General features: G+C 72.7%; 19 protein-coding genes. 14 read left to right on the top strand and 5 right to left on the bottom strand.

Annotated features, from left to right (window positions below):
- Positions 1–66 precede the first annotated feature (66 nt).
- The 5 genes from pdhA (PS271_RS13710) to PS271_RS13690 are packed head-to-tail and all read left to right on the top strand — an operon-like array spanning position 67 to position 6,437.
- Positions 67–1,224 carry a pyruvate dehydrogenase (acetyl-transferring) E1 component subunit alpha gene (gene pdhA, locus PS271_RS13710; protein WP_398382179.1) on the top strand — a complete coding sequence of 386 codons (1,158 nt, stop codon included), beginning with the start codon at positions 67–69 and terminating at the stop codon, positions 1,222–1,224.
- A complete protein-coding gene (locus PS271_RS13705) occupies positions 1,221–2,237 on the top strand; it encodes an alpha-ketoacid dehydrogenase subunit beta (protein WP_120754884.1) in 1,017 nt (338 codons plus the stop codon). Before pdhA (PS271_RS13710) ends, PS271_RS13705 begins: the two co-directional genes overlap by 4 nt.
- Positions 2,237–3,853: a dihydrolipoamide acetyltransferase family protein gene (locus PS271_RS13700; RefSeq protein WP_398382178.1), complete on the top strand. Its 1,617-nt coding sequence runs from the start codon at positions 2,237–2,239 to the stop codon at positions 3,851–3,853. Before PS271_RS13705 ends, PS271_RS13700 begins: the two co-directional genes overlap by 1 nt.
- Positions 3,854–3,888: 35 nt before the next feature.
- The gene (locus PS271_RS13695; protein WP_398382177.1) at positions 3,889–4,794 is read left to right on the top strand and encodes an NTP transferase domain-containing protein; all 906 of its coding nucleotides are present in this window, start codon (positions 3,889–3,891) and stop codon (positions 4,792–4,794) included.
- Complete coding sequence (locus PS271_RS13690; RefSeq protein ID WP_398382176.1) at positions 4,791–6,437, top strand: molybdopterin molybdotransferase MoeA; 1,647 nt, start codon at positions 4,791–4,793, stop codon at positions 6,435–6,437. The genes PS271_RS13695 and PS271_RS13690 overlap by 4 nt, the downstream gene beginning before the upstream one ends.
- Positions 6,438–6,576: 139 nt before the next feature.
- Here the strand turns inward: PS271_RS13690 and PS271_RS13685 are convergent, their stop codons facing one another.
- Complete coding sequence (locus PS271_RS13685; RefSeq protein WP_398382175.1) at positions 6,577–7,683, bottom strand: potassium channel family protein; 1,107 nt, start codon at positions 7,681–7,683, stop codon at positions 6,577–6,579.
- 51 nt (positions 7,684–7,734) lie between these two features.
- Between PS271_RS13685 and PS271_RS13680 the strand changes: the two genes are divergently transcribed.
- The 3 genes from PS271_RS13680 to PS271_RS13670 all read left to right on the top strand — a co-directional run bounded on the left by PS271_RS13680 (position 7,735) and on the right by PS271_RS13670 (position 10,277).
- Positions 7,735–8,712, top strand: a complete 978-nt coding sequence (locus PS271_RS13680; protein ID WP_398382174.1) for an NAD(P)H-quinone oxidoreductase — start codon at positions 7,735–7,737, stop codon at positions 8,710–8,712.
- A 120-nt stretch (positions 8,713–8,832) separates the two neighbouring features.
- Positions 8,833–9,510 (top strand): hypothetical protein, encoded by a 678-nt coding sequence (locus PS271_RS13675; protein WP_398382173.1) that lies wholly within the window; start codon positions 8,833–8,835, stop codon positions 9,508–9,510.
- A gap of 200 nt (positions 9,511–9,710) precedes the next feature.
- On the top strand, positions 9,711–10,277 hold the full coding sequence (locus PS271_RS13670) for a bacterial proteasome activator family protein (RefSeq protein WP_398382172.1): 567 nt from the start codon (positions 9,711–9,713) through the stop codon (positions 10,275–10,277).
- Between the two features lie 216 nt (positions 10,278–10,493).
- Here the strand turns inward: PS271_RS13670 and PS271_RS13665 are convergent, their stop codons facing one another.
- Entirely contained in the window at positions 10,494–12,242 is a 1,749-nt protein-coding gene (locus tag PS271_RS13665; RefSeq protein ID WP_398382171.1) for a protein kinase domain-containing protein, read from the bottom strand.
- 328 nt (positions 12,243–12,570) lie between these two features.
- On the opposite strand from PS271_RS13665, the gene PS271_RS13660 reads away from it, so the two are divergent.
- Positions 12,571–14,247, top strand: a complete 1,677-nt coding sequence (locus PS271_RS13660) for a protein kinase domain-containing protein (RefSeq protein ID WP_398382170.1) — start codon at positions 12,571–12,573, stop codon at positions 14,245–14,247.
- Between the two features lie 87 nt (positions 14,248–14,334).
- Here PS271_RS13660 and PS271_RS13655 read toward each other — a convergent pair whose 3' ends face one another.
- The 3 genes from PS271_RS13655 to PS271_RS13645 form a co-directional block, all read right to left on the bottom strand.
- Positions 14,335–15,426 (bottom strand): phosphotransferase, encoded by a 1,092-nt coding sequence (locus PS271_RS13655; RefSeq protein WP_398386835.1) that lies wholly within the window; start codon positions 15,424–15,426, stop codon positions 14,335–14,337.
- A gap of 87 nt (positions 15,427–15,513) precedes the next feature.
- The gene (locus tag PS271_RS13650) at positions 15,514–15,948 is read right to left on the bottom strand and encodes a pyridoxamine 5'-phosphate oxidase family protein (RefSeq protein WP_398382169.1); all 435 of its coding nucleotides are present in this window, start codon (positions 15,946–15,948) and stop codon (positions 15,514–15,516) included.
- Between the two features lie 93 nt (positions 15,949–16,041).
- Positions 16,042–16,701 (bottom strand): response regulator, encoded by a 660-nt coding sequence (locus tag PS271_RS13645; RefSeq protein WP_106675582.1) that lies wholly within the window; start codon positions 16,699–16,701, stop codon positions 16,042–16,044.
- 363 nt (positions 16,702–17,064) lie between these two features.
- Between PS271_RS13645 and pdhA (PS271_RS13640) the strand changes: the two genes are divergently transcribed.
- The 5 genes from pdhA (PS271_RS13640) (at position 17,065) to PS271_RS13620 (ending at position 22,532) form a co-directional block, all read left to right on the top strand.
- Positions 17,065–18,216, top strand: a complete 1,152-nt coding sequence (pdhA, locus tag PS271_RS13640) for a pyruvate dehydrogenase (acetyl-transferring) E1 component subunit alpha (protein WP_120754865.1) — start codon at positions 17,065–17,067, stop codon at positions 18,214–18,216.
- A complete protein-coding gene (locus PS271_RS13635) occupies positions 18,216–19,196 on the top strand; it encodes an alpha-ketoacid dehydrogenase subunit beta (protein WP_120754863.1) in 981 nt (326 codons plus the stop codon). Before pdhA (PS271_RS13640) ends, PS271_RS13635 begins: the two co-directional genes overlap by 1 nt.
- A 23-nt stretch (positions 19,197–19,219) precedes the next feature.
- Complete coding sequence (locus PS271_RS13630) at positions 19,220–20,671, top strand: dihydrolipoamide acetyltransferase family protein (protein WP_398382168.1); 1,452 nt, start codon at positions 19,220–19,222, stop codon at positions 20,669–20,671.
- Between the two features lie 275 nt (positions 20,672–20,946).
- Positions 20,947–21,780 (top strand): helix-turn-helix transcriptional regulator, encoded by an 834-nt coding sequence (locus tag PS271_RS13625; RefSeq protein ID WP_398382167.1) that lies wholly within the window; start codon positions 20,947–20,949, stop codon positions 21,778–21,780.
- Between the two features lie 71 nt (positions 21,781–21,851).
- Positions 21,852–22,532, top strand: coding sequence for a GntR family transcriptional regulator (locus tag PS271_RS13620; RefSeq protein WP_398382166.1), 681 nt, complete (start codon positions 21,852–21,854; stop codon positions 22,530–22,532).
- Positions 22,533–22,534: the final 2 nt, after the last annotated feature.

The raw sequence follows: 22,534 nt of genomic DNA, 5'->3' as shown, positions 1-22,534 counted from the left end.
GGAGGGCGTCCGGCGCATCGAGCCGCACGTCCGGTCAAGCCCGTCCCCACAAAGGAGGTGCTCGTCATGACGGTTCTGGAGCAGCCCGGCTCGTACCGGCCCACCCCGCCGCCCGCTTGGCGGCCCCGCACCGACCCCGCCCCCCTGCTCCCCGACGCGGAGCCGTACCGCGTGCTGGGCACCGAGGCGGCGGGCGGGCTCGACGCCGGGCTGCTGCTGCGGCTGTACGGGCACCTCGTCCGCGGCCGGCGGTACAACGGCCAGGCCACGGCGCTGACCCGCCAGGGCCGGCTGGCCGTCTATCCCTCCTCCGCCGGACAGGAGGCGTGCGAGGTCGCCGCCGCGCTCGCCCTCCAGGAGCAGGACTGGCTCTTCCCGAGCTACCGCGACACCCTCGCCGCGGTCGCCCGCGGCCTCGACCCCGTCCAGGCGCTCACGCTCCTGCGCGGCGACTGGCACACCGGATACGACCCCCACGAGCACAGGATCGCACCGCTCTGCACCCCCTTGGCCACCCAACTGCCGCATGCGGTGGGCCTCGCGCACGCGGCCCGCCTCAAGGGCGACGACGTGGTCGCGCTCGCCATGGTCGGCGACGGCGGCACCAGCGAGGGCGACTTCCACGAGGCGCTGAACTTCGCCGCCGTGTGGCGGGCCCCCGTCGTCTTCCTCGTGCAGAACAACGGCTTCGCGATCTCCGTGCCGCTCGCCAAGCAGACCGCGGCCCCCTCGCTCGCCCACAAGGCCGTCGGCTACGGCATGCCCGGCCGGCTCGTCGACGGCAACGACGTCGCCGCCGTCCACGAGGTGCTCACCCACGCCGTACGGCATGCCCGCGAAGGCGGCGGCCCCACCCTGGTCGAAGCGGTCACCTACCGCATGGACGCCCACACCAACGCCGACGACGCCACGCGCTACCGCAGCGACGCCGAAGTCGACACCTGGCGCGGCCACGACCCCATCGCCCTGCTGGAGCAGGAGCTGACCGAGCGCAAGCTGCTGGACCCGTCCGTCGTCGCCGCCGAGCGCGAAGCCGCCGAGCGCATGGCCGCCGACCTGCGCGACCGCATGAACGAGGACCCCCCGCTCGATCCCATGGACCTCTTCACCCACGTCTACGCACGCCAGACCGCCCAACTGCGCGAGCAGGCCGAGATGCTGCGCGCCGAGCTCGCCGCGGCGGACGAGGCCGCCCCCGCGGCCCGGGAAGGGGCGCAGCGATGACCACCGCCGCCGTCCGGGCCGGAGCCCGGCCCGCCTCCATGGCCCAGGCCCTCAACCGGGCCTTGCGCGACGCCATGGCCGAGGACCCGTCCGTCCACGTCCTCGGAGAGGACGTCGGTGCGCTGGGCGGCGTCTTCCGCGTCACCGACGGCCTGGTGAAGGAGTTCGGCGAGGACCGCTGCACCGACACCCCGCTCGCCGAGGCCGGCATCCTCGGCACGGCGGTCGGCATGGCCATGTACGGGCTGCGGCCCGTCGTGGAGATGCAGTTCGACGCCTTCGCCTACCCCTCGTTCGAGCAGCTCATCAGCCACGTCGCCCGCATGCGCAACCGCACGCGCGGTGCGCTGCCCATGCCCCTCACCATCCGCGTGCCCTACGGAGGCGGCATCGGCGGCGTCGAGCACCACAGCGACTCCTCCGAGGCGTACTACATGGCGACCCCCGGTCTCCACGTGGTCACGCCCGCCACCGTCGCCGACGCCTACGGGCTGCTGCGCGAGGCGATCGCCTCCGACGACCCCGTCGTCTTCCTGGAGCCCAAGCGGCTCTACTGGTCCAAGGCCGAGTGGGACCCCGAGACGCCCGAGGCCGTGCCCGGCATAGGGCGCGCCGCCGTCCGCCGCCGGGGCACCTCCGCCACGCTCATCACCTACGGGCCGTCCCTGCCGGTCTGCATGGAAGCGGCCGAGGCGGCCACCGACGAGGGCTGGGACCTCGAAGTGGTCGACCTGCGCTCGCTCGTCCCCTTCGACGAGGAGACGGTCTGCGCCTCCGTCCGGCGCACCGGGCGCGCCGTCGTCGTCCACGAGTCCACCGGGTTCGGCGGCCCCGGCGGGGAGATCGCGGCCCGCGTCACCGAGCGCTGCTTCCACCACCTGGAGGCGCCGGTGCTGCGCGTCGCCGGATTCGACATCCCGTACCCGCCGCCGATGCTGGAGCGGCACCACCTGCCCGGGGTCGACCGGGTGCTCGACGCGGTCGCGCGGTTGCAGTGGGAGGCGGAGAGCTGATGCCCGAGGTCAAGGAATTCCGGCTGCCGGATCTCGGCGAGGGCCTCACCGAGGCGGAGATCGTGCGGTGGCTGGTGGAGGTCGGCGAGGTCGTGGCCATCGACCAGCCCGTCGTGGAGGTCGAGACGGCCAAGGCGATGGTCGAAGTCCCCTGCCCCTACGGAGGCGTGGTGACCGCGCGTTTCGGCGAGGAGGGCATGGAGCTGCCGGTGGGGGCGCCGCTCCTGACGGTGGCCGTCGGAGCGGCCGCGGAGACGGAGCCCGGCCCCGCGGCGGAGGCCTCGGGCAACGTCCTGGTGGGCTACGGCACGGGTGCGCCCGCGGCGCGGCGCCGCCGTGTCCGGCCGCAGGCCGGCCTGTCCGGGGCCCCCGGGGGCACGTCCGGTGCGGGCTCGGTCGACGGCTCGGCGGAGCCGGGCGGCCCGGAGGCCGGCGGGCACCGCCGGTCGCGTCTGCGCGGGCCGGGCGCCGCTGCGGCGGACAGTTCGGCCGGGGCTGCCGGTGGGCTTGTGGGCCCGGGGCCTTCCCGGGACGAGTCCGTGCCGGGAAGGACCGCCGGAGTCGTGTCCTCGGACGGCCTTGAGCCCGGCGGGCACCGCCGGGCAGGTTCGTACGGGCTGGGCACCGTCGCGGCGGGAGGGGCGGCCGGGACCGCCGTTGACCCTGCGGGTGCCCAGGTCGTGGCCATGGGGCGTGGCTCATCCGCAGGCGGGCCCGCGACCGGGGCACGGCGTTCCGGCGGCACCGGACCCGTCGCCGTCGTCTCTCCGCTCGTTCGGAAGCTGGCCCGGGAACATGGGGTTGACCTGCGGGGACTGACCGGCACCGGGCGGGACGGGCTTATTCTGCGGGCCGATGTGGAGCGCGCCGTGCGCGACGCCGAGGCCGTGACCGCCCCCGCTCCCGCCCCGGCTGCCGGGGTCCCCGGTGCCGAGCGCATCCCCCTGCGGGGGCTGCGCGGCGCCGTCGCCGAGAAGCTCGGCAGGAGCCGGCGGGAGATTCCCGACGCCACGTGCTGGGTGGACGCCGATGCGACCGAGCTGCTGGCCGCCCGCAAGGCCATGAACGCCACCGAGGGTACGAAGATATCCCTCCTGGCCCTGCTCGCCCGCATCTGCACGGCCGCCCTCACCCGCTATCCCGACCTCAACTCCACCGTCGACACCGAGGCCCGGGAGATCGTCCGGCTGCCCGGCGTCCACCTCGGGTTCGCCGCGCAGACGGAGCGCGGGCTGGTCGTCCCCGTCGTCCGGGACGCCCATCTGCGCAACGCCGCCGGCCTCTCCGCGGAGATGGCCCGGCTGACCGAGGCCGCGCGCACGGGCACCCTGACGCCTGCCGACCTCACGGGAGGCACGTTCACGCTGAACAACTACGGGGTGTTCGGCGTCGACGGCTCCACGCCGATCATCAACCACCCCGAGGCGGCCATGCTCGGTGTTGGCCGGATAGCCCCCAAGCCCTGGGTGCACGAGGGCGAGTTGGCCGTACGGCACGTGGTGCAGCTGTCGTTCACCTTCGACCACCGGGTCTGCGACGGCGGTACGGCCGGCGGCTTCCTGCGCTACGTCGCCGACTGCGTCGAGCAGCCGGCCGTCCTGTTGCGCTCCCTCTGAGCCTTCGCCGCAAGGCGAACGGCCATACTCGACGGGTGACTGGTTACGACGCCGTAGTGCTCGCCGGTGGTGCCGCCCGCAGACTGGGCGGCACCGACAAGCCCACCCTGCGCGTAGGCGGGCGCACACTGCTGGACCGGGTGCTGGAGGCGTGCGCGGACGCCGAGGAGACCGTCGTCGTGGGCCCCCGGCGCCCCACCGTGCGGCCCGTGCGGTGGGCGCGGGAGGAGCCGCCCGGCGGCGGCCCCCTCGCCGGGCTCGCCGCCGGCCTGCGGCACACGGCCGCCGCGACCACGCTCGTGCTCTCCGCCGACCTGCCGTTCCTGCGCGCCGAAACCGTACGGGCCCTGCTCGCCGCGGCCGCCACCGGCGGTCCGTACGTGGAAGGGGTGCTGCTCACCGACCTGGACGGCCGTGACCAGCCGCTGGTCGCCGCCTACCGCACCGAGCCGCTGCGCCGCGAGCTGGCGCTGCTCGCCACCGAGCACGGCAGCCTCGTAGGACTGCCGTTGCGGCTGCTCACCGACGAGCTGACCCTCGGCCGGTTCCCGCACCCGACGGCCTCCTTCGACTGCGACACCTGGGAGGACGTCGCCACCGCCCGCGCGCGCATCAGGGACGATGGGAGCGTGCTGGATGAATGGATCTCCGCGGCCAAGGCCGAGCTGGGCATCGACCTCGACGTCGACACCACCGCCCTCCTGGACCTCGCGCGCGACGCCGCGCACGGCGTGGCCCGGCCCGCCGCGCCCCTGACCACCTTCCTCGTCGGCTACGCCGCGGGGCGCCTGGGAGGCGGCCCCGAAGCCGTGGCCGAGGCGACCCGCAAGGCCGTCGCCCTGGCCCAGCAGTGGGCCGCGGAGGCGGCCGCCGCCGAGGGCCACGCGGCGGGCAAGCCCGGCGACGACGGCGCCGCCGGGAAGGCCGACGGCCCGCGATGACGGAAGCGGACGGGGACTCCGCGCTCGACCGGGCGACGGAGGACGCGCTGGCGCTCTTCGCGGACCAGCGGCGCGGTACGCGCTCCCGCGCCGGTGCCGGTGCCGGCACCGGCGACCGGTTTCCGGACGAGGGCGTGCAGGCGCCCGGCCGCTCCGGGGCCGGAGGCGCCGAGCCGCGGCGTGCCGCGCCTGCGCACGACGGGCGAGCGCCCCTCGCGTACTTCCCGTTCGACGAGATGCCCGTCGGGGGCGGCGTGGTCGACGGCGGGCGCACGATGGGCACCGCACGTGCCGCGCGAGCCACGCGGGGGCCTTCCGTCCCCGCTCCCGCGCCGGTCCCCGCCTACGATGACCTTCCGTTCACCGGCATCGACGGCATCGACGGCATCGACGACAGCGGCATCGTCCAGAACGGCAAAGACCGGAAGCGGGCCCGCGACATGACGGCCGACGACACCCCCCACGCCCCTCACGGAGCCACCCCCTGGCCCGAGGCCCGCGCCGTCGCCGCCGCGGCCGCCGACGCCCTTCCGGCGGAGGAGCGGCCCCTCGGCGACGCCCTCGGGCACGTACTTGCCGAGCCGCTCGTCGCCCTCACCGACCTGCCCTCCTTCGACACCTCCGCCATGGACGGCTGGGCCGTCTCCGGGCCCGGCCCGTGGAAGCTCCCGCCGCCCGGCGCGCAGGACGTCCTCGCGGGCCGCCCCGGCGCACGGCCGCTCCGCGACGGGGGCGCCGTGCGGATCGCCACCGGAGCGCCGGTCCCGCCCGGGGCGACCGCCGTGCTGCGCAGCGAGCACGGCGAAGTGACCGTGAAGGGCGAGCTGCTGGCCGCCCGGCACGTCAGCCATGGCCAGGACATCCGGCCGCGGGGCGGCGAGTGCCGGCAGGGCGACGAGCTCGTGCCCGCGGGAACGCTCGTCACGCCCGCCCTGCTCGGGCTCGCGGCCGCCGCCGGCTACGACGAGCTGACCGTCGTGCGGCGCCCCCGCGTCGACGTGCTCGTCCTCGGCGACGAGCTGCTCCGCGAGGGGCTGCCGGAGGGCGGGCTGATCCGGGACGCGCTCGGGCCGATGCTCGGGCCGTGGCTGCGGGCGCTCGGTGCGGAGCCGGGTGAGGCGTTGTGCCTCGGGGACGACGGGGACGCTCTGTACGAGGCGCTCGCCGCGTCCACGGCGGACGTGGTCGTCACCACCGGCGGTACGGCCTCCGGCCCTGTGGACCACGTTCACCCCACGCTGCGGCGGCTGGGCGCCGAGCTGCTGGTCGACGGGGTCGCGGTGCGGCCCGGCCACCCGATGCTGCTCGCCCGGCCGGGGCCGGGGCGGCATGTCGTCGGGCTGCCCGGGAATCCGCTGGCCGCGGTTGCCGGTCTGCTGACGCTTGCCGAGCCGTTGCTGCGGGGGCTGACCGGGCGGGCGCCGGGTGAGCCCGTGCGGGCCGTCTTGGCGGAGGCCGTGTCCGGTCACCCGGCGGACACACGGCTGGTGCCGGTCGCGTACGACGGCTCTGGGCGGGTCCGGCCCCTGCGATTCCATGGGCCCGCCATGTTGCGGGGGTTGGCCGAGGCCGACGGCATGGCGGTCGTGCCGCCGGGTGGTGCGGGGCGCGCCGCGGAGGTGCGGGTGCTGGGGTTGCCGTAGCTTCGGGGCTCCGCCCCGGACCCCGCTCCTCAGACGCCGGAGGGGCTTAAAAAATACGTGGGCCCGCCCTATGAGTTCGTGGCGCCGGGCGGCCCCAGAACACCGGGCGGGCCCGAAACACAGGAGCTCGCCCCACCCCTCACTCCCGACGCTCCGCCGCCCCCGCCGCCTCCCTGATCGTGATCAACCGGTCCGCCAGTTGCAGCGTCGCCGCTTCCGGGTCCGTGAAGTGCAGCAGGCGGTGGCCCCGGACCACCGCCACCACCAAGTCCTCGCAGTCCCGCGGCGAGTGGCCCGCTTCCCGCTTCGTCACCGGGCGTTCCGCGACGTCCAGGCCGTTGCCGTACGTCAGCAGGTCCTCCAGCACCGTGCCGACGTTCGGGCTCATCATCGACATGCCGAGCAGGCGGCCCGCCGAGCTGGAGCTCGTCACGACCGTGTCCGCGCCGCTCTGCCGCAGCAGCGGCACGTTCTCGTCCTCCCGGACGGCGACGACGATCGTGGCCGACTTGTTCAGCTGCCGCGCCGTCAGGGTGACCAGTGCCGCCGTGTCGTCCCGCTGCGTGGTGATGACGATCTGGGAGGCGCGCGCGAGCTCCGCGCGCAGCAGGGTCTCGGAGCGCGTGGCGTCGCCCAGGACGCCCACGAGGCCCTCGGTCGCCGCCGCGTCGACCACCTTCTTCTGCGGGTCGACCACGACGATCTTGTCCTTGGGCTTGCCCTGCCCGAGCAGCGTCTCGACGGCGTGCCGGCCCTTCGTGCCGTAGCCGACGACGACGGTGTGCTCTCGCATCCGGGACCTCCAACGGTGGACGCGCACCTGCCGGCGCGTCCGATCGGTCAACACTTCCAGGGTCGTTCCCACCAAAATGATCAGGAACAGCACGCGCAGCGGCGTGATCACGAAGATATTCGTCAGCCGGGCCGCGTCGCCGACGGGCGTGATGTCGCCGTAGCCGGTGGTCGACAGCGTCACCGTCGCGTAGTACGCGGAGTCGAGGAAGCCCACTTCGCCGCCGGCGTTGTCGTGGTAGCCGGAGCTGTCCGCGTAGACGATCAGCGTGGTGACGGCCAGCACCACCAGCGACATGATCAGCCGCTGGAGCACCTGCCGCAGCGGCGGCGCGACGCGCCGGGCGGGCATGACGATCAAACGGCCCGCCTCGGCGTCTTCGCCGGCCTCGCCGCGGGTGCGGTTCCACAGGGTGCGGAACAGCGACAGTCGGGTCATCTTGCGCGTCACCATGGCCCCCATATTCCGTGATCGCCCCCGTACCCCGGCGGTAGCCTCGCGACCATGTATGCGATCACCATTACCGAACCGGGCGGGCCCGAGGCCCTGGTCTGGTCCGAGGTCCCCGATCCCGTACCCGGCGAGGGCGAGGTCCTGGTCGAGGTCGTCGCCAGTGCGGTCAACCGCGCCGACGTCGTTCAGCGGCAGGGCTTCTACGACCCGCCGCCCGGCGCCTCCCCCTACCCCGGCCTGGAGTGCTCCGGCCGGATCGCCGCGCTCGGCCCCGGGGTGAGCGGCTGGGCGGTCGGCGACGAGGTGTGCGCGCTGCTGGCGGGCGGCGGCTACGCGCAGAAGGTGTGCGTCCCCGCGGGCCAGCTGCTGCCCGTGCCCGACGGCATGGACCTCGTCACGGCGGCCTGCCTGCCCGAGGTGACCGCGACCGTCTGGTCCAACGTGTTCATGGTCGCCCACCTGCGCCCCGGCGAGACGTTCCTCGTGCACGGCGGCGGCAGCGGCATCGGCACCATGGCCGTCCAGCTGGCGAAGGCCGTCGGGGCGCGCGTCGCCGTCACCGCGGGCAGCGCGGACAAGCTGGAGGCATGCCGCGAGCTGGGCGCGGACATCCTCATCGACTACCGCGAACAGGACTTCGTCGAGGAGCTGCACAAGGTCACCGGCGGCGTCGGCGCCGACGTCGTCCTCGACATCGTCGGGGCGAAGTACCTCGCCCGGAACGTGGACGCCCTCGCCGTCAACGGCCGCCTGGTCATCATCGGCCTGCAGGGCGGGCGCAAGGCCGAGCTCGACCTCGGTGCGCTGCTCACCAAGCGCGCCGCCGTGATGGGCACCTCCCTGCGCGGCCGCCCGCTCGCCGAGAAGGCGGCGATCATCGCGGCCGTACGGGAGCACGTGTGGCCGCTCGTCGCCGGCGGACGGGTGCGGCCGGTCGTCGACCGCACGATGCCGATGGCGGAGGCCGCCGAGGCGCACCGCGTCATGGAGCAGAGCGCGCACGTGGGGAAGATCCTCCTCACGGCCTGAGCCGCAACCGCATCCCTCCCGTCGCACGGTCCACCCGTACGCACCACCCGCCGTGCCGCCCCGCCCACCCCGTGTGAGGGTGGGCGTGAGCGGCTCGGGCGGAGAGCGGAGGGCGGCGACGTGGGCATCGACGGCGGCAGGCTGCCGGGCCGTCCGCGGGCGGTCCTGCGCACGTGGCTGATAGCCGGGCCGCTGCTGGCCGCCTCCGCCCTGATCGTCGCCGCCGCGCCGCACCCGGCGCTCCCCGAGCCGTCTCCCGGGCGTCCGCCCCCGCGCGCGGTCTCCGCCGCGCCGGACCCGGCGCCCGGCCCCACCCGCCGCCCCTCGGCCCCGCCGGCTCCCGGCGAGGGCAGGCTCGCCGGGACATCCGCAGGCGAGGGGCGCCTCCACCCCGGCCGGACGCACCGGCCCACCGGCCCGCCCGCGATATCCGGCTCACTCCCCTCCGGTGAGTCGGACGAGCCGTCCGGGTCGCCCTCCCCGGACCCCTCCGACGACACCGGTACGGAGGCGGGTGAGGAGATTCCCGGACAGGCCGAGGACGCGCCCGGGGAGGACGCGCCCGACACCGCGCCGCCGGCCGCCGTGGACGAGGCGGGCGGCGTCCCCGAGCAGCCGCAGGAGCCCGCCGGACCGGTGACCCCCGACCCTGTGTCCACCCGCTCACCCGCCGCTCGCGCCACCAGGACCGCGGCCTACGGCGACCGCGTGCTGCGCGTCCTGCCCCTGGGCACCGGCCTCGCCCTCACCGGCCTCGGGCTCGGTTTCTTCGCCCTGCGGCTGCGCAGACCGAAGTAGCGGACCGGAACGGCCGCCGCGGGGCGAAGCGTCTGCCGTGCGGGTGCCACGGAGCGAAATAAGGAGCGATACGGCGCATGGAGTGAAAAACAGGGCGTGCGAAGCGGAAGAGGGGCGCGCGGAAGGGCGCGTGGCACGGTGGATCAGGCGTGTACGGGGGCATCAACAGGGGGAAATCACATGTGCGAGAGAATGGCGGCATGGATATGCCGAGGAATGAACGGTCGCAGGAGGAGAGCCCCAAAGTCCTGGTCGTAGGCCCGGACGGCATGGCTCTCGGCAGCGCCAGCCCCGGCGGCGGGGAGGGCGACGACGAGTCGCGCGAGGTCCCGGTGACGGAGATGGTCGAACAGCCTGCGAAGGTCATGCGCATCGGCAGCATGATCAAGCAACTGCTGGAGGAAGTGCGGGCGGCTCCTCTCGACGAGGCGAGCAGGGTCCGGCTCAAGGAGATCCACCACAGCTCCGTCAAGGAGCTGGAGGACGGCCTGGCCCCCGAGCTGGTCGAGGAGCTGGAGCGCCTGTCGCTTCCCTTCATGGACGACAGCGTGCCCAGCGAGGCGGAACTGCGCATTGCGCAGGCCCAGTTGGTCGGCTGGCTGGAAGGCCTGTTCCACGGCATCCAGACGACGCTGTTCGCCCAGCAGATGGCGGCCCGTGCCCAGCTGGAGCAGATGCGCAGGGCGCTGCCCGCCGGTGTCCTGGGGGACGACGACGAGATCGACGGCCACCAGCACGGCGGCGCGCGCTCCGGCCCGTACCTCTAAGCGCTCCGCGGGAAGTGGAGTGCGTCATCTGCGGGCCGGTGGGGGCTGGTCGCGCAGTTCCCCGCGCCCCTTCGGGGCACGGACCCGCACCGCACTTCGGCAAGGCCGCTTAGCCGCCCGAAAAGCCCTGAGCGAGCGTCAGCCCGCTTGTGCGTGTGCCCGGTACGTCCTCCGAGGACGTACCGGGCACACGCACAAAGAAACAGCCCTACGGAGCTACGAAGCCGGGTCGCCCGTCGACACCGTCAGCACGAACTGGTCCGACGGCGACTTCGGGTCGAACGGGTCACCCGCGGCCGGCACCTGGTTGAGCACCGTGCCCTTGCCCCACGTGTTCTCCGACGACACGTCGATCCGGTACTTCCAGCCGGCGGCCTGGAGGCACGACTTCACGGAGTCGATGTACATGTAGCGGAAGTCCGGGGACGACTTCTTCGACTTGTCGCTGTAGTACTCGTAGGCCTTGGTGCACTTCTCCGGGTCGATGGTCTTCGTCTTGTCGCCCTCTTTGTGCTTGCTCTGCGTGCCGCCGGTGCTGCCGCCGGACGTCGTGCCACCGCTCGTCGTGGTGGCGCCGCCGGTCGTGCCGCCGGCCGGGGCCGGAGCCTGGCTCTGCCCGCCGGTGGTGCCGCCGTTGCCGCCCGCCTGGTCGCCCTTGTCGCCACCGCCGCCGCTCAGCGCGATCGCGGCGATCACACCGATGACCGCGAGGCCCGCGACGACCGCCGAGCCGATGACGACGCCCTTGTTGCTCTTGCCGCCGCCGCCCGAGGACGACCCGACCGAGGTGGAGGGGCCGCCCGAGTACGGCGGGGGCGTGCTGGGCCCGCCGGGACCGGCCTGGAAGGGCTGCACCGGCGTCGGGTACCCGGGGCCGCCCGGAGCGGCCTGCTGAGCGCCCGAGGAGGGCCCGTAGCCGCCGCTGTACGGCCCGGGGGCCGCCGGGGGCTGGTAGGGCGTCTGAACGCCTCCAGGGCCCGGCGCAGGGGTCTGCTGGTCGACGGGCGGGAAGACCGCCGAGCCGACGCCCGCGCCGCTGCGCGCCGGCGGGCCGCCCGCGATGATGATCGGCGCGGGCGCGGCCTGCGCCGTGCCCGCGACCCTCGCGCACTCGTCGCGCATGGACTCGGCGCTGGGGAAGCGCTCGTTCGGGTTCTTCTTCAGTGCCCGGGCGACCAGCGCGTCGACCGCCGGCGGGATCGAGCGGTTGATCGAGGAGGGAGCGACCGGCTCCTCCTGGACGTGCGCGTAGGCGATGGCCAGCGGCGAGTCCGCGTCGAACGGCAGCCGCCCGGTCAGCAGCTCGAAGAGCATGATGCCGACCGAATACAGGTCGGAGCGGGCGTCCACGCCGCGCCCGAGCGCCTGCTCGGGCGAGAGGTACTGCGGCGTGCCGACGACCATGCCCGTCTGCGTCATCGACGTGACGCCGGACTGCATGGCGCGCGCGATGCCGAAGTCCATCACCTTGACCACGCCGCGCTTGGTCATCATCACGTTGCCGGGCTTGATGTCGCGGTGGACCAGGCCCATCTCGTGGCTGACCTCGAGCGCCGCCAGCACGTCGGCGGTGATCTTCAGCGCCTTCTCGGCCGGCATCGCGCCGTACTGCGCCACGTCCGCGTCGAGGACGGAGCGCAGCGGCTGCCCCTCGATGTACTCCATGACGATGTACGGCATGGTCGACCCGTCCAGGTCGTCCTCGCCCGTATCGAATACCGAGACGATGTTGGTGTGTGTGAGCTTGGCGACGGCCTGGGCCTCGCGCCGGAACCGCTCGCGGAAGGACGCCTCGCGGCCGAGCTCGGTGTGAAGTGTCTTGATTGCGACCTGGCGGTCCAGGACGGAGTCGTAGGCGAGGTGGACGGAGGCCATCCCGCCCTCGCCCAGCAGGTCGCGCAGCTGGTAGCGGCCGCCACCGACAGACCGGCCCGTGTAGCGGCCCTGAGCGCCGTCCTGGCTCATCGTTCTACTTCCCCCTTGGGCGCACTGCATGGCTGCGAGCCGGCTACGCGGTGCCCCGGCGATGGCAGGGGCACACGTTTCCACTCTGTCGATATATCTCGGCCAAGTCTGCCGTAGGCCGCGGGCACGTCAAGCCGCGTGCCCGTTCCGTGACGGGATGCGCGACAAGACGTCACGAGATTTGCCTTGCCCAGGGCCGTGCGGGTTTGATAGCGCGTCCATCCCGGACCGGCGCGCGCCGCGGAACCTGTAGCGTGCCTTAGCGGAAGACCGTTTTCCCACCGCAGCGCCTTCCGCGCGACGCGGCCAGACACGACGGCGAGGACTGATGGCACAGACGCAGAGCGCCCAGGGTCCGTCCGACCCTGACGCCAACGAGGGCGGAATGCCCGATGTGCCGGAAATGTGGGGTAATGGCGGACTGGTAGGCGACGGCCGTTACCGCCTCACGCACAGGCTGGGCCGCGGCGGCATGGCCGAGGTCTTCGCCGCCGAGGACGTGCGCCTCGGCCGTACGGTCGCGGTGAAGCTGCTCCGTGCCGACCTCGCCGAAGACCCCGTCTCCAAGGCCCGCTTCACCCGCGAGGCACAGTCGGTCGCCGGCCTCAACCACCACGCGGTCGTCGCCGTTTACGACTCCGGCGAGGACACCGTCGGCCGCAACGTCGTGCCGTACATCGTCATGGAGTTGGTTGAAGGCCGCACTATCCGCGACCTGTTGCTCAACGCCGAGGCCCCGCCGCCCGAGCAGGCGCTCATCATCGTCTCGGGCGTGCTGGAAGCGCTGGCCTACAGCCACCAGCACGGCATCGTCCACCGTGACATCAAGCCCGCCAACGTGATCATCACCAACAGCGGCGCGGTGAAGGTCATGGACTTCGGCATCGCCCGCGCCCTGCACGGCGCGGCCTCCACCATGACCCAGACCGGCATGGTCATGGGCACCCCGCAGTACCTCTCCCCGGAGCAGGCGCTCGGCAAGACCGTCGACGCCCGCTCGGACCTGTACGCCACCGGCTGCCTCCTCTACGAACTGCTGGCGCTGCGTCCGCCGTTCACCGGCGAGACCCCGCTCTCGGTCGTCTACCAGCACGTCCAGGACATGCCGGTGGCGCCGTCGCAGGTGCTCGGCAGCGTGCCGCCGGAGCTCGACGGGCTCGTCATGCGCTCCCTCGCGAAGGACCCGGACGACCGGTTCCAGAGCGCCGAGGAGATGCGCGGGCTGGTGCAGTACGCGCTCCAGATGCTGCACGACGCGGGCGCCCACACCGGCTCCTGGAACACCGGTCCCATCAACCACGCCGGGGGTGCCACGCAGGTGCTGGGCGCCGTGGGCGGCCAGCACACCACCGCCATGCCGCACGCGCAGCACGGCAACAACACCTCCCAGCAGCCGATCCTGCCGCCGCGCCACGGCGACGACGGCGGGTTCGACGGCTACGGCGGCAACGGCGGCCGCGGCCGGGGCGGCGGCAAGGGCAGGATGCTGCTCATCGCCGCCGTGGTGGCGATCGTGCTGGTGGCCGGCGTCGTCTACGCGGTGAAGTCGTTCCAGACGAGCGGCGGCCAGAACGGGAAGACGACGAAGGACAAGACCTCCGTCGGCCCGTCCACCCCCGGCCCCTCCGGCTCCGAGAGCCCGGACGCCCGGAAGTCGCCCTCTCCCGGCCACAACGGCACCACGGGCGACACGGGCCGTCAGCGCGACTCGGACAGCGAGGACGACACCACGGACACGGGCGAGGACACCGGCCGGCACCGCCAGTCGCGCCAGCCGTCGGCTCCGCCGAGCGGCGGTTCGTCCCCCTCGTCCGGCGCGTCGAACCAGCCCGACCCGTCCTCCAAGCCGCCGACCGGCGGCGGCGGTGACGACAAGCCGGGCACGAGCGCCGGCACCACGACCGGTCAGTCCGGCAGCACCGGCACCACGACCGGCCAGAGCGGCACCCTGGGCAACACGGCGGGCCAGGGCGGCGGCCCGGCGGGCACCACCCCGGGCGGCTGACCGGGTCGGCAAGTACTTGCCGGCACCGACGCACACATGAGGGCACCCAATGACCCATTGGGTGCCCTTGGTCGTTCACGTGGGCCCTCAGTCCGTGAACGCGTCCCGTACCGCCTCGTACGACCGCGTCCACCACACCGTCAGTGCCGCCGACGCCGGGAAGCCGGGGTCCGCCCGGTGGTCGCCCAGCTGGTAGCGCCAGCGCAGCATCCAGAAGTCGTTGAGCCGCTCCCACCACACGCGGTGGACGGCGGCGCCCAGTTCGGCGGGGTCGGCGCCGCTCGCGCGCCGGTACGCGCGCGCGTAGGGGCGTATCTTCGCGAGGTCGAGCGTGCCGTCGGGCCGGAGGAAGAAGATGACGGCGGCGCGGACGGCCTCCTCGGCGCGGGGCTGCACGCCGAGCCGGTCCCAGTCGACGATCGCGGCCGGTTCGCCGCCGCGGTAGAGCAGGTTGAGCGGGTGGAAGTCGCCGTGCACCCAGCCGGGCGCGGTGCCGTCGGCGGGGCGGCGGTGGGCGTGGCGCTCCAGCAGGGCGCGGCGCTCGATCAGCCGGTGCTCGGCGAGCTCGTCGAAGGAGTCGCGCGGGCGGCTGCCCCTGCCCCCGCGGACGAGCCCGAGAAGCTCCTCGATGAGGGCGTACGTGTCCTGGGGGTCCGCCGAGGCGTCTGCGGGCCGCCCGGAGCCTCCCGGGCCCTCAGGGGCCCTCTCAGGGCCTTCTGCGGGGGTGAGCGGCCCGTCGGGGCTCTCCTCCCGGCAGACCTTCGCCAGGCACGTGTGGACGTGGCCGAGCAGCGCGCCGAGCTTGCGGGACTGGACGAGGGTCAGCTCTCCGCCGTCGCGGTGGCGGCCGTCGACCCAGGGGTGCAGGGCGTAGCAGCGGCCGCCGAGGACGGTGACGGTCGTGCCGTCGGTGCGGGCCACGGGCGGGGCGACGGGCAGGCCGAGGGCGGCCAGGCGCAGGGTGACGCTGTGCTGGCGGGCGATGGCGGCCTGGTCGCCGTCGAGGTGGTGCTTGAGGAAGAAGTCGCCGCGGGTGGTGGTGAGGCGGTAGCCGCGGTTGAGCAGGCCCTGGGTCAGGGGGATGCAGGAGACGGGCTCGCCGGCCCCGTCGTAGCGGCGCAGCAGCGTGTGCAGAGTGCCGGTGCCGGGGCCTGTGTCAGCTCGGGCGTCAGCCCCGATGTCAGGTCCGATGTCAGGTCCGATGTCAGGTCCGGTGTCGGGCTGGGCATCGGTGACAAGTGAGCGTGGCACGTCCCAAATGTTAGATCACGCTGAGTGGGCGGCCTGTCGTGCGGGAACCCCTTCGAGGTGATGCACGGTGGTGAACTGCGGTTCGATGCACAGGTATTCGGGGCGGAAGGGCGTCGCGTCCGCCGTGCGGGGCGGCCGCCCGAAGCGCTCCAGGTCATCCCCGGAGGGGAGGAAGAGGCGTGCCGTGCCGACGAATTGGACGGTCCACACGTCCTCGTCGCCCTCGCGCCGGTCGCCGAGGTTGTCCGCTCCGTACGCGACGACGTTGCCGTCGCAGGCCTGTGCGTACCCGAAGTCGCCGTGGAGGCGGAGCAGGACGCTCTCGCCGGAGACGATGTGGCGGGCGACGGTGACGAAGGGGAGCGCGCGCATGCTGACCGAGAGGCGGCCGTAGGGGGTGCGGCCGAGCAGGTCGAGGGCTCGGTGTCGGTCGGGATGCGCGGAGAGCATGGCACCACTGTGCACGCCTGCCCCACGCGTCTATAGGGGCACCCGCCCCTTTGGCGCAGGCCATTGGTCCCGAATCACCGGTTTACCGTAAATTCACCGCTTCTCGGCTTGCAGCCGCGCCACGTACGCCGCCGCCTGGGAGCGCCGCTCCATGCCCAGCTTGGAGAGCAGGCTGGAGACGTAGTTCTTGATCGTCTTTTCGGCCAGATGCAGCCGCTCGCCGATCACGCGGTTGGTCAGGCCCTCGCCGATCAGGTCCAGGATCCGGCGCTCCTGGTCGGTCAGGCTCGCCAGCCGGTCGTCGCCCTTGGGTGCCCTGCCGTCGCGCAGCCGCTCCAGCACCCGGGCCGTCGCCACCGGGTCGAGCAGGGATTTCCCGGCCGCCACGTCCCGTACGGCGGCGAGCAGCTCATTGCCACGAATTGCCTTCAGCACGTAACCGGAGGCACCGGCCATGATCGCGTCGAAGAGTGCCTCGTCATCGGCGAAGGAGGTGAGCATCAGGCATTTGATCTGCTCGTCCTGCGAACGGATTTCCCGGCAGACTTCTACGCCGCTGCCATCCGGAAGGCGAACGTCCAGAACTGCCACGTCAGGCCGCGTGGCCGGAATGCGCACCAGCGCGTCCGCGGCGGTGCCGGCCTCGCCGACGACCTCGATGTCGGCCTCCCCGGCCAGCATCTCGTGCACCCCGCGCCGGACGACCTCGTGGTCGTCGAGCAGAAATACCGTGATTTTTCCTTGTTCGGGCACAGTGCCAGTCTCACACACCGAGTCTTCCCCTGCTCTTGTCCTCCGGGATAACGTGCCGTCGTTCCGGCAGCCCGCACGGGCTGTGCTCACAAGGTCGTGACCAGGAGCGTCGCCCCGCTTTCTCGATTTACTTGGAAATCCAAGCAAAATTGCAGGTCAGGCGGGGTTTCGCAGGAATGCGGCCTTCTGGGTAACGTGCTTATTGCAGGCCTTTCGCCGGGGCGCCTGTCACGCCCGGTTCCGGCCTCGGCACACCCACCCCGTGTGCCGTCGGGGATCGAGCGAGCATTCTCCTGCCTCACGGCGGGGGAACCCCCTCTGGCCGCCGGCGACCCCGGGGGCCGGACTGACGGAGGAGCACACGTGACTGTGGACAGCACTGCCGCGCGCAAGCCGCGCCGCGGCGGCAGCAAGCGCGCCGGCGCCAGGACCGCCAAGGCGGCGGGCGCACCCGAGCTCGTACAGCTGCTGACGCCGGAGGGCGAGCGGGTCGAGCACCCCGACTACTCCATCGACCTGTCCTCCGAAGAACTGCGTGGCCTGTACCGGGACATGGTGCTGACCCGCCGGTTCGACGCGGAGGCCACCACCCTGCAGCGCCAGGGCGAACTGGGCCTGTGGGCCTCCCTGCTGGGCCAGGAGGCCGCGCAGATCGGCTCCGGCCGGGCCACCCGCCCGGACGACTACGTCTTCCCGACCTACCGCGAGCACGGCGTGGCCTGGTGCCGCGGGGTCGATCCCACCAACCTGCTCGGCATGTTCCGTGGCGTGAACCACGGCGGCTGGGACCCCAACGAGAACAACTTCCACCTCTACACCATCGTCATCGGCTCGCAGGCCCTGCACGCGACCGGTTACGCCATGGGGATCACCAAGGACGGCGCCGACTCCGCCGTCATCGCCTACTTCGGCGACGGTGCCTCCAGCCAGGGCGACGTGGCCGAGGCGTTCACCTTCGCGGCCGTCTACAACGCCCCGGTCGTGTTCTTCTGCCAGAACAACCAGTGGGCCATCTCCGAGCCCACCGAGAAGCAGACCCGCGTCCCGCTCTACCAGCGCGCGCAGGGCTACGGCTTCCCCGGCGTCCGCGTCGACGGCAACGACGTCCTCGCCTGCCTCGCGGTCACCAAGGCCGCCCTCGACCGGGCCCGCACCGGCGAGGGCCCGATGCTGATCGAGGCCTTCACCTACCGCATGGGCGCCCACACCACCTCCGACGACCCGACGCGCTACCGCCGCGACGAGGAGCGCGAGCTGTGGGAGGCCAAGGACCCGATCGCCCGCCTGCGCACCCTCCTGGAGCGCGAGGGCCACGCCGACGAGGCGTTCTTCGCCGCCCTGGAGACCGAGGCCGACGAGCTCGCCAAGCACGTGCGCGACCGCGTCCGCACCATGCCGGACCCCGAGGACATGGCGATCTTCGACAACATCTACGCCGACGGCCACGCCCTCGTCGACGAGGAGCGCGCCCAGTTCGCCGCCTACCAGGCTTCGTTCGCCGAGGAGAGCCACTGATGACCGCCCAGAAGCTCTCCGTCGTCAAGGCGATCAACGCCTCGCTGCGCACCGCGCTGGAGAACGACCCCAAGGTCCTCGTCATGGGTGAGGACGTCGGCAAGCTCGGCGGCGTCTTCCGCGTCACCGACGGCCTGCAGAAGGACTTCGGCGAGGACCGGGTCATCGACACCCCGCTCGCCGAGTCCGGCATCGTCGGCACCGCGATCGGCCTGGCGCTGCGCGGCTACCGCCCCGTCGTCGAGATCCAGTTCGACGGCTTCGTCTTCCCCGCGTACGACCAGATCGTCACCCAGCTCGCCAAGATGCACGCCCGCGCGCTCGGCAAGATCAAGCTGCCGGTCGTCATCCGCATCCCCTACGGCGGTGCCATCGGCGCCGTCGAGCACCACAGCGAGTCGCCCGAGACGCTGTTCGCGCACGTCGCGGGCCTGAAGGTGGTCTCCCCGTCGAACGCCTCGGACGCCTACTGGATGCTCCAGCAGGCCATCCAGAGCGACGACCCGGTCATCTACTTCGAGCCCAAGCGCCGCTACCACGACAAGTCCGAGCTCGACACGGAGGCCATCCCCGGCCCGCTGCACGCCGCGCGCGTCGCCCGCCCCGGCACGGACCTCACCCTCGCCGCGTACGGGCCGATGGTGAAGACCTGTCTGGAGGCCGCCGCGGCGGCCGAGGAGGAGGGCAAGTCCCTGGAGGTCCTCGACCTCCGCTCGATGTCGCCCATCGACTTCGACGGCATCCAGGCGTCCGTCGAGCGCACCCGCCGGCTCGTCGTCGTCCACGAGGCCCCGGTCTTCCTGGGCACCGGTGCGGAGATCGCCGCCCGGATCACCGAGCGGTGCTTCTACCACCTGGAGGCCCCGGTCCTGCGGGTCGGCGGATATCACGCGCCCTACCCGCCGTCCCGGCTGGAGGACGAGTACCTTCCGGGACTGGACCGGGTGCTCGACGCCGTTGACCGTGCGCTGGCGTACTGAGGGGTTTGAGGAGAGTCGTGACCATGACTGCAAGGACCGCGAACGACCAGCGCTTCTGCGAGTTCAAGATGCCCGACGTGGGCGAGGGGCTCACCGAGGCGGAGATCCTCAAGTGGTACGTGGCCGCCGGCGACACCGTCGCCGACGGGCAGGTGGTGTGCGAGGTCGAGACGGCCAAGGCGGCCGTCGAACTGCCGATCCCCTTCGACGGGGTCGTGCACGAACTGCGGTTCCCCGAGGGGACGACGGTCGACGTCGGCCAGGTGATCATCTCGGTGGACACGCAGCCGGGGGCGGGGCCGGCGGAGCCGGCTGCGACTCCGGGTGAGCAGCCCGCGGCCGCTCCCGCCGAGGAAGCGGAGGAGCCGCAGGGGCGGCAGGCCGTGCTCGTCGGGTACGGGGCCGCGCCGTCTTCCACGAAGCGGCGTGCGCGCAAGCAGCAGCCGGGGCAGCCGGTGCCGGCCCAGTCGATGGCCGGTGCCATACAGGCCGAGCTCAACGGGCATGCGGGTGGAGCACCGGCCGAAAAGGTTGCGCCGGCCCCCGCAGCGGGACAGGTCCCCGTTGGTGCTCGCCCGCTCGCCAAACCTCCCGTGCGCAAGCTCGCCAAGGACCTCGGGGTCGATCTCGCCTCCGTCGTCCCGTCCGGTGCCGACGGCATCGTGACGCGCGAGGACGTCCACGCCGCCGCGTCGGCCGCGACTGCCCCGGTCGCGGAGGAGCCGGTGGCCGTCACGGGCGCTCCCGCGGCCGGTGCGGTTGCGGACCTCGCCGCGCGCGAGACGCGGATCCCGGTCAAGGGCGTCCGCAAGGCCACCGCCCAGGCGATGGTCGCGAGCGCCTTCACCGCGCCGCACGTCACGGAGTTCGTCACCGTCGACGTCTCCCGCACGATGAAGCTCGTCCAGAAGCTCAAGGACGACCCCGACATGGCCGGCCTGCGCGTCAACCCGCTCCTGCTCGTCGCGAAGGCGTTCCTCGTCGCGATCAAGCGGAACCCGGACGTCAACGCGTCCTGGGACGAGGAGAACCAGGAGATCGTCCGCAAGGGCTACGTGAACCTGGGCATCGCGGCGGCCACGCCGCGCGGGCTGCTCGTGCCGAACATCAAGGACGCCGGTGCCAAGACGCTCCCCGAGCTGTCCACGGCGCTGTCCGAGCTGGTGGCGACCGCCCGTGAGGGCAGGACCAGCCCGGCGGACATGTCCGGCGGCACGGTGACCATCACCAACGTGGGCGTCTTCGGCGTCGACACCGGCACGCCCATCCTCAACCCGGGCGAGTCCGCGATCCTGGCCGTCGGCGCGATCAAGCTCCAGCCCTGGGTCCACAAGGGCAAGGTCAAGCCGCGGCACGTGACGACGCTGGCGCTGTCCTTCGACCACCGTCTGGTCGACGGCGAGCTGGGGTCGAAGGTGCTCGCCGACACCGCGGCCGTGCTGGAGAATCCCCAGCGGCTGATCACCTGGGGATGACGGGCCGGAGATGACGCCCCGGGGGTGAATGCCAGGGGGTGACGGCCCGGGGTTGATCCCGTAATGATTGGTTGAATTCAGAACGACATAAACGACGAAAGGCCCGGACGCTTCTCTCCTCACCCCCCTCCAGCGAGGAGAGAGCGTTGCGTCCGGGCCCCCGTCGTGATGCGGAGCGGCCTCGGGAATCCCGCCAGGTCAGCGGCTGGAATAGCCCGTGCGGGGCAATTTACTTAAGATTGACCGACACTTGCACTGTCGGAATTGGAGGACGCGTGGACGGCGCCGACCACGTGGATGGGGAATCCATCAGCCGTCTTCTCCGCGCCTGGCGGGCCCGCGTGGACGCGCGCACCGTCCCCGAGCTGCGCGGTGTCTTCCCCCGCCCCGGACGCCGCCTCTCCCAGGCCCACGTGGCCCGGATGACCGAGGTGAGCGAGGGCTGGTACCGCGCGCTGGAAGCCGGCCGCCGGCAGGACTTCTCCGAGCAATTCCTCCTCCGCGTCGCCCGCGCGCTGCGCCTGAGCGACGCCGAGACGCTCACCCTCTTTCTCGCCGTGAGCGGCCGCCGCCCGCCCGGTGAAGTCTCCCGGGAAGCCGGCGCCGGACGCGGCGATCTCCCGCACGGCGTCAAAGTCCTGCTGGAACAGCAGACGTCCTATCCCGCCTATCTCTCCGACGTGGCCTGGAATATCGTCGCGGCGAATTCCCTCATGAGCGAGTGGTTTCCCTGGGTGCTGCGGCCCGGCGCCAATCTGATGCGCTGGGCGCTGCTCGACCCCGAGGCCCGCGAGCAGATGCTCGACTGGGAGGACGCCTGCGCCCGTACGTACCTCGCCATGCTGCGCGTCGCCGCCAACAGCGACCCGGCCAACGCCGAACTGCGCACGCTCGTCCGCGACATCCTCGACGCGGACGCCGACTGCCGCCGCATCTGGGCCGAGGAGCACGACGTGGTCGAGCACCGCGACGGCGATGTGTTCCGGCTGTGCCTGCCGTTCCACGGCGGACGGGAGATCCGGGTGACGAGCCATGTGCTGCTGCCCATACAGCGCCCTGATCTGAGGTTCGTCTTCATCACGCCCGCGGACGGCTGGACGGCGCCGTAGCGCGAGACGCCCCCTGTCCGGACCTCGGACTCCCTCTTTCTGCGTATGTATGTTGTATCTAAGCTGTGCGCATGCCAACCGCTTCCCCCGTCGCGCTCCAGCAGATCAAGCCGCTCAAGCAGCCGCCGGCCGCCGAACGCGTCTACACGCACATCAAGGAAGCCGTCCTGCACCGCCGCTACGAAGGCGGCACGCTGCTCACCGAGGGGGACCTGGCCGAGGCCGTCGGGGTGTCCCGCACCCCCGTGCGCGAAGCCCTGCTCCGGCTGGAGGCCGAAGGGCTGATCAAGCTCTACCCGAAGAAGGGCGCCCTCGTCCTGCCCGTCTCCGCACAGGAGATCGCCGACGTCGTCGAGACCCGGCTGCTCGTCGAGAAGTACGCGGCGGCCAAGGCCGTCCCCGCCTCCCCGCTGCTCATCGCCCGCCTGGAAGAGCTGCTCGACGACATGAGACGCCGGGCCGCGGACGGCGACCTCGCCGCGGTCTCCGACAGCGACCGCGCCTTCCACGCCGAGATCGTCCGCAGCGCGGGCAACGAGATCCTCTCCCGGCTCTACGACCAGCTGCGCGACCGCCAGCTGCGGATGGGAGTGGCCGTGATGCACGCCCACCCCGACCGCATCGCCAAGAACCACAGCGAGCACACCGAGATCCTCGAAGCGCTGCGCGCCGGCGACGCGGAGCGCGCCGTCGCCGTCATCGACCAGCACGTGAGCTGGGTGCGGAACCTCGCGCAGGGCGAGGTCCGATGAAC

This window comes from Streptomyces sp. SCA2-17 (assembly GCF_044336695.1).
The sequence above is the reverse complement of the archived record's forward strand: the minus strand, read 5'-3'. Positions and strand labels throughout refer to the sequence as shown.

What these genes read in the sequence shown, in the direction of transcription:
- PS271_RS13630 (WP_398382168.1), top strand. Translation starts at nt 19,220, where the DNA reads ATGACTGCAAGGACCGCGAACGACCAGCGCTTCTGCGAGTTCAAGATG.
- PS271_RS13685 (WP_398382175.1), bottom strand. Translation starts at nt 7,683, where the DNA reads ATGGTGACGCGCAAGATGACCCGACTGTCGCTGTTCCGCACCCTGTGG.
- PS271_RS13620 (WP_398382166.1), top strand. Translation starts at nt 21,852, where the DNA reads ATGCCAACCGCTTCCCCCGTCGCGCTCCAGCAGATCAAGCCGCTCAAG.
- PS271_RS13690 (WP_398382176.1), top strand. Translation starts at nt 4,791, where the DNA reads ATGACGGAAGCGGACGGGGACTCCGCGCTCGACCGGGCGACGGAGGAC.
- PS271_RS13650 (WP_398382169.1), bottom strand. Translation starts at nt 15,948, where the DNA reads ATGCTCTCCGCGCATCCCGACCGACACCGAGCCCTCGACCTGCTCGGC.
- PS271_RS13660 (WP_398382170.1), top strand. Translation starts at nt 12,571, where the DNA reads ATGGCACAGACGCAGAGCGCCCAGGGTCCGTCCGACCCTGACGCCAAC.
- PS271_RS13670 (WP_398382172.1), top strand. Translation starts at nt 9,711, where the DNA reads ATGGATATGCCGAGGAATGAACGGTCGCAGGAGGAGAGCCCCAAAGTC.
- PS271_RS13635 (WP_120754863.1), top strand. Translation starts at nt 18,216, where the DNA reads ATGACCGCCCAGAAGCTCTCCGTCGTCAAGGCGATCAACGCCTCGCTG.
- PS271_RS13705 (WP_120754884.1), top strand. Translation starts at nt 1,221, where the DNA reads ATGACCACCGCCGCCGTCCGGGCCGGAGCCCGGCCCGCCTCCATGGCC.
- PS271_RS13665 (WP_398382171.1), bottom strand. Translation starts at nt 12,242, where the DNA reads ATGAGCCAGGACGGCGCTCAGGGCCGCTACACGGGCCGGTCTGTCGGT.
- pdhA (WP_398382179.1), top strand. Translation starts at nt 67, where the DNA reads ATGACGGTTCTGGAGCAGCCCGGCTCGTACCGGCCCACCCCGCCGCCC.
- PS271_RS13680 (WP_398382174.1), top strand. Translation starts at nt 7,735, where the DNA reads ATGTATGCGATCACCATTACCGAACCGGGCGGGCCCGAGGCCCTGGTC.
- PS271_RS13700 (WP_398382178.1), top strand. Translation starts at nt 2,237, where the DNA reads ATGCCCGAGGTCAAGGAATTCCGGCTGCCGGATCTCGGCGAGGGCCTC.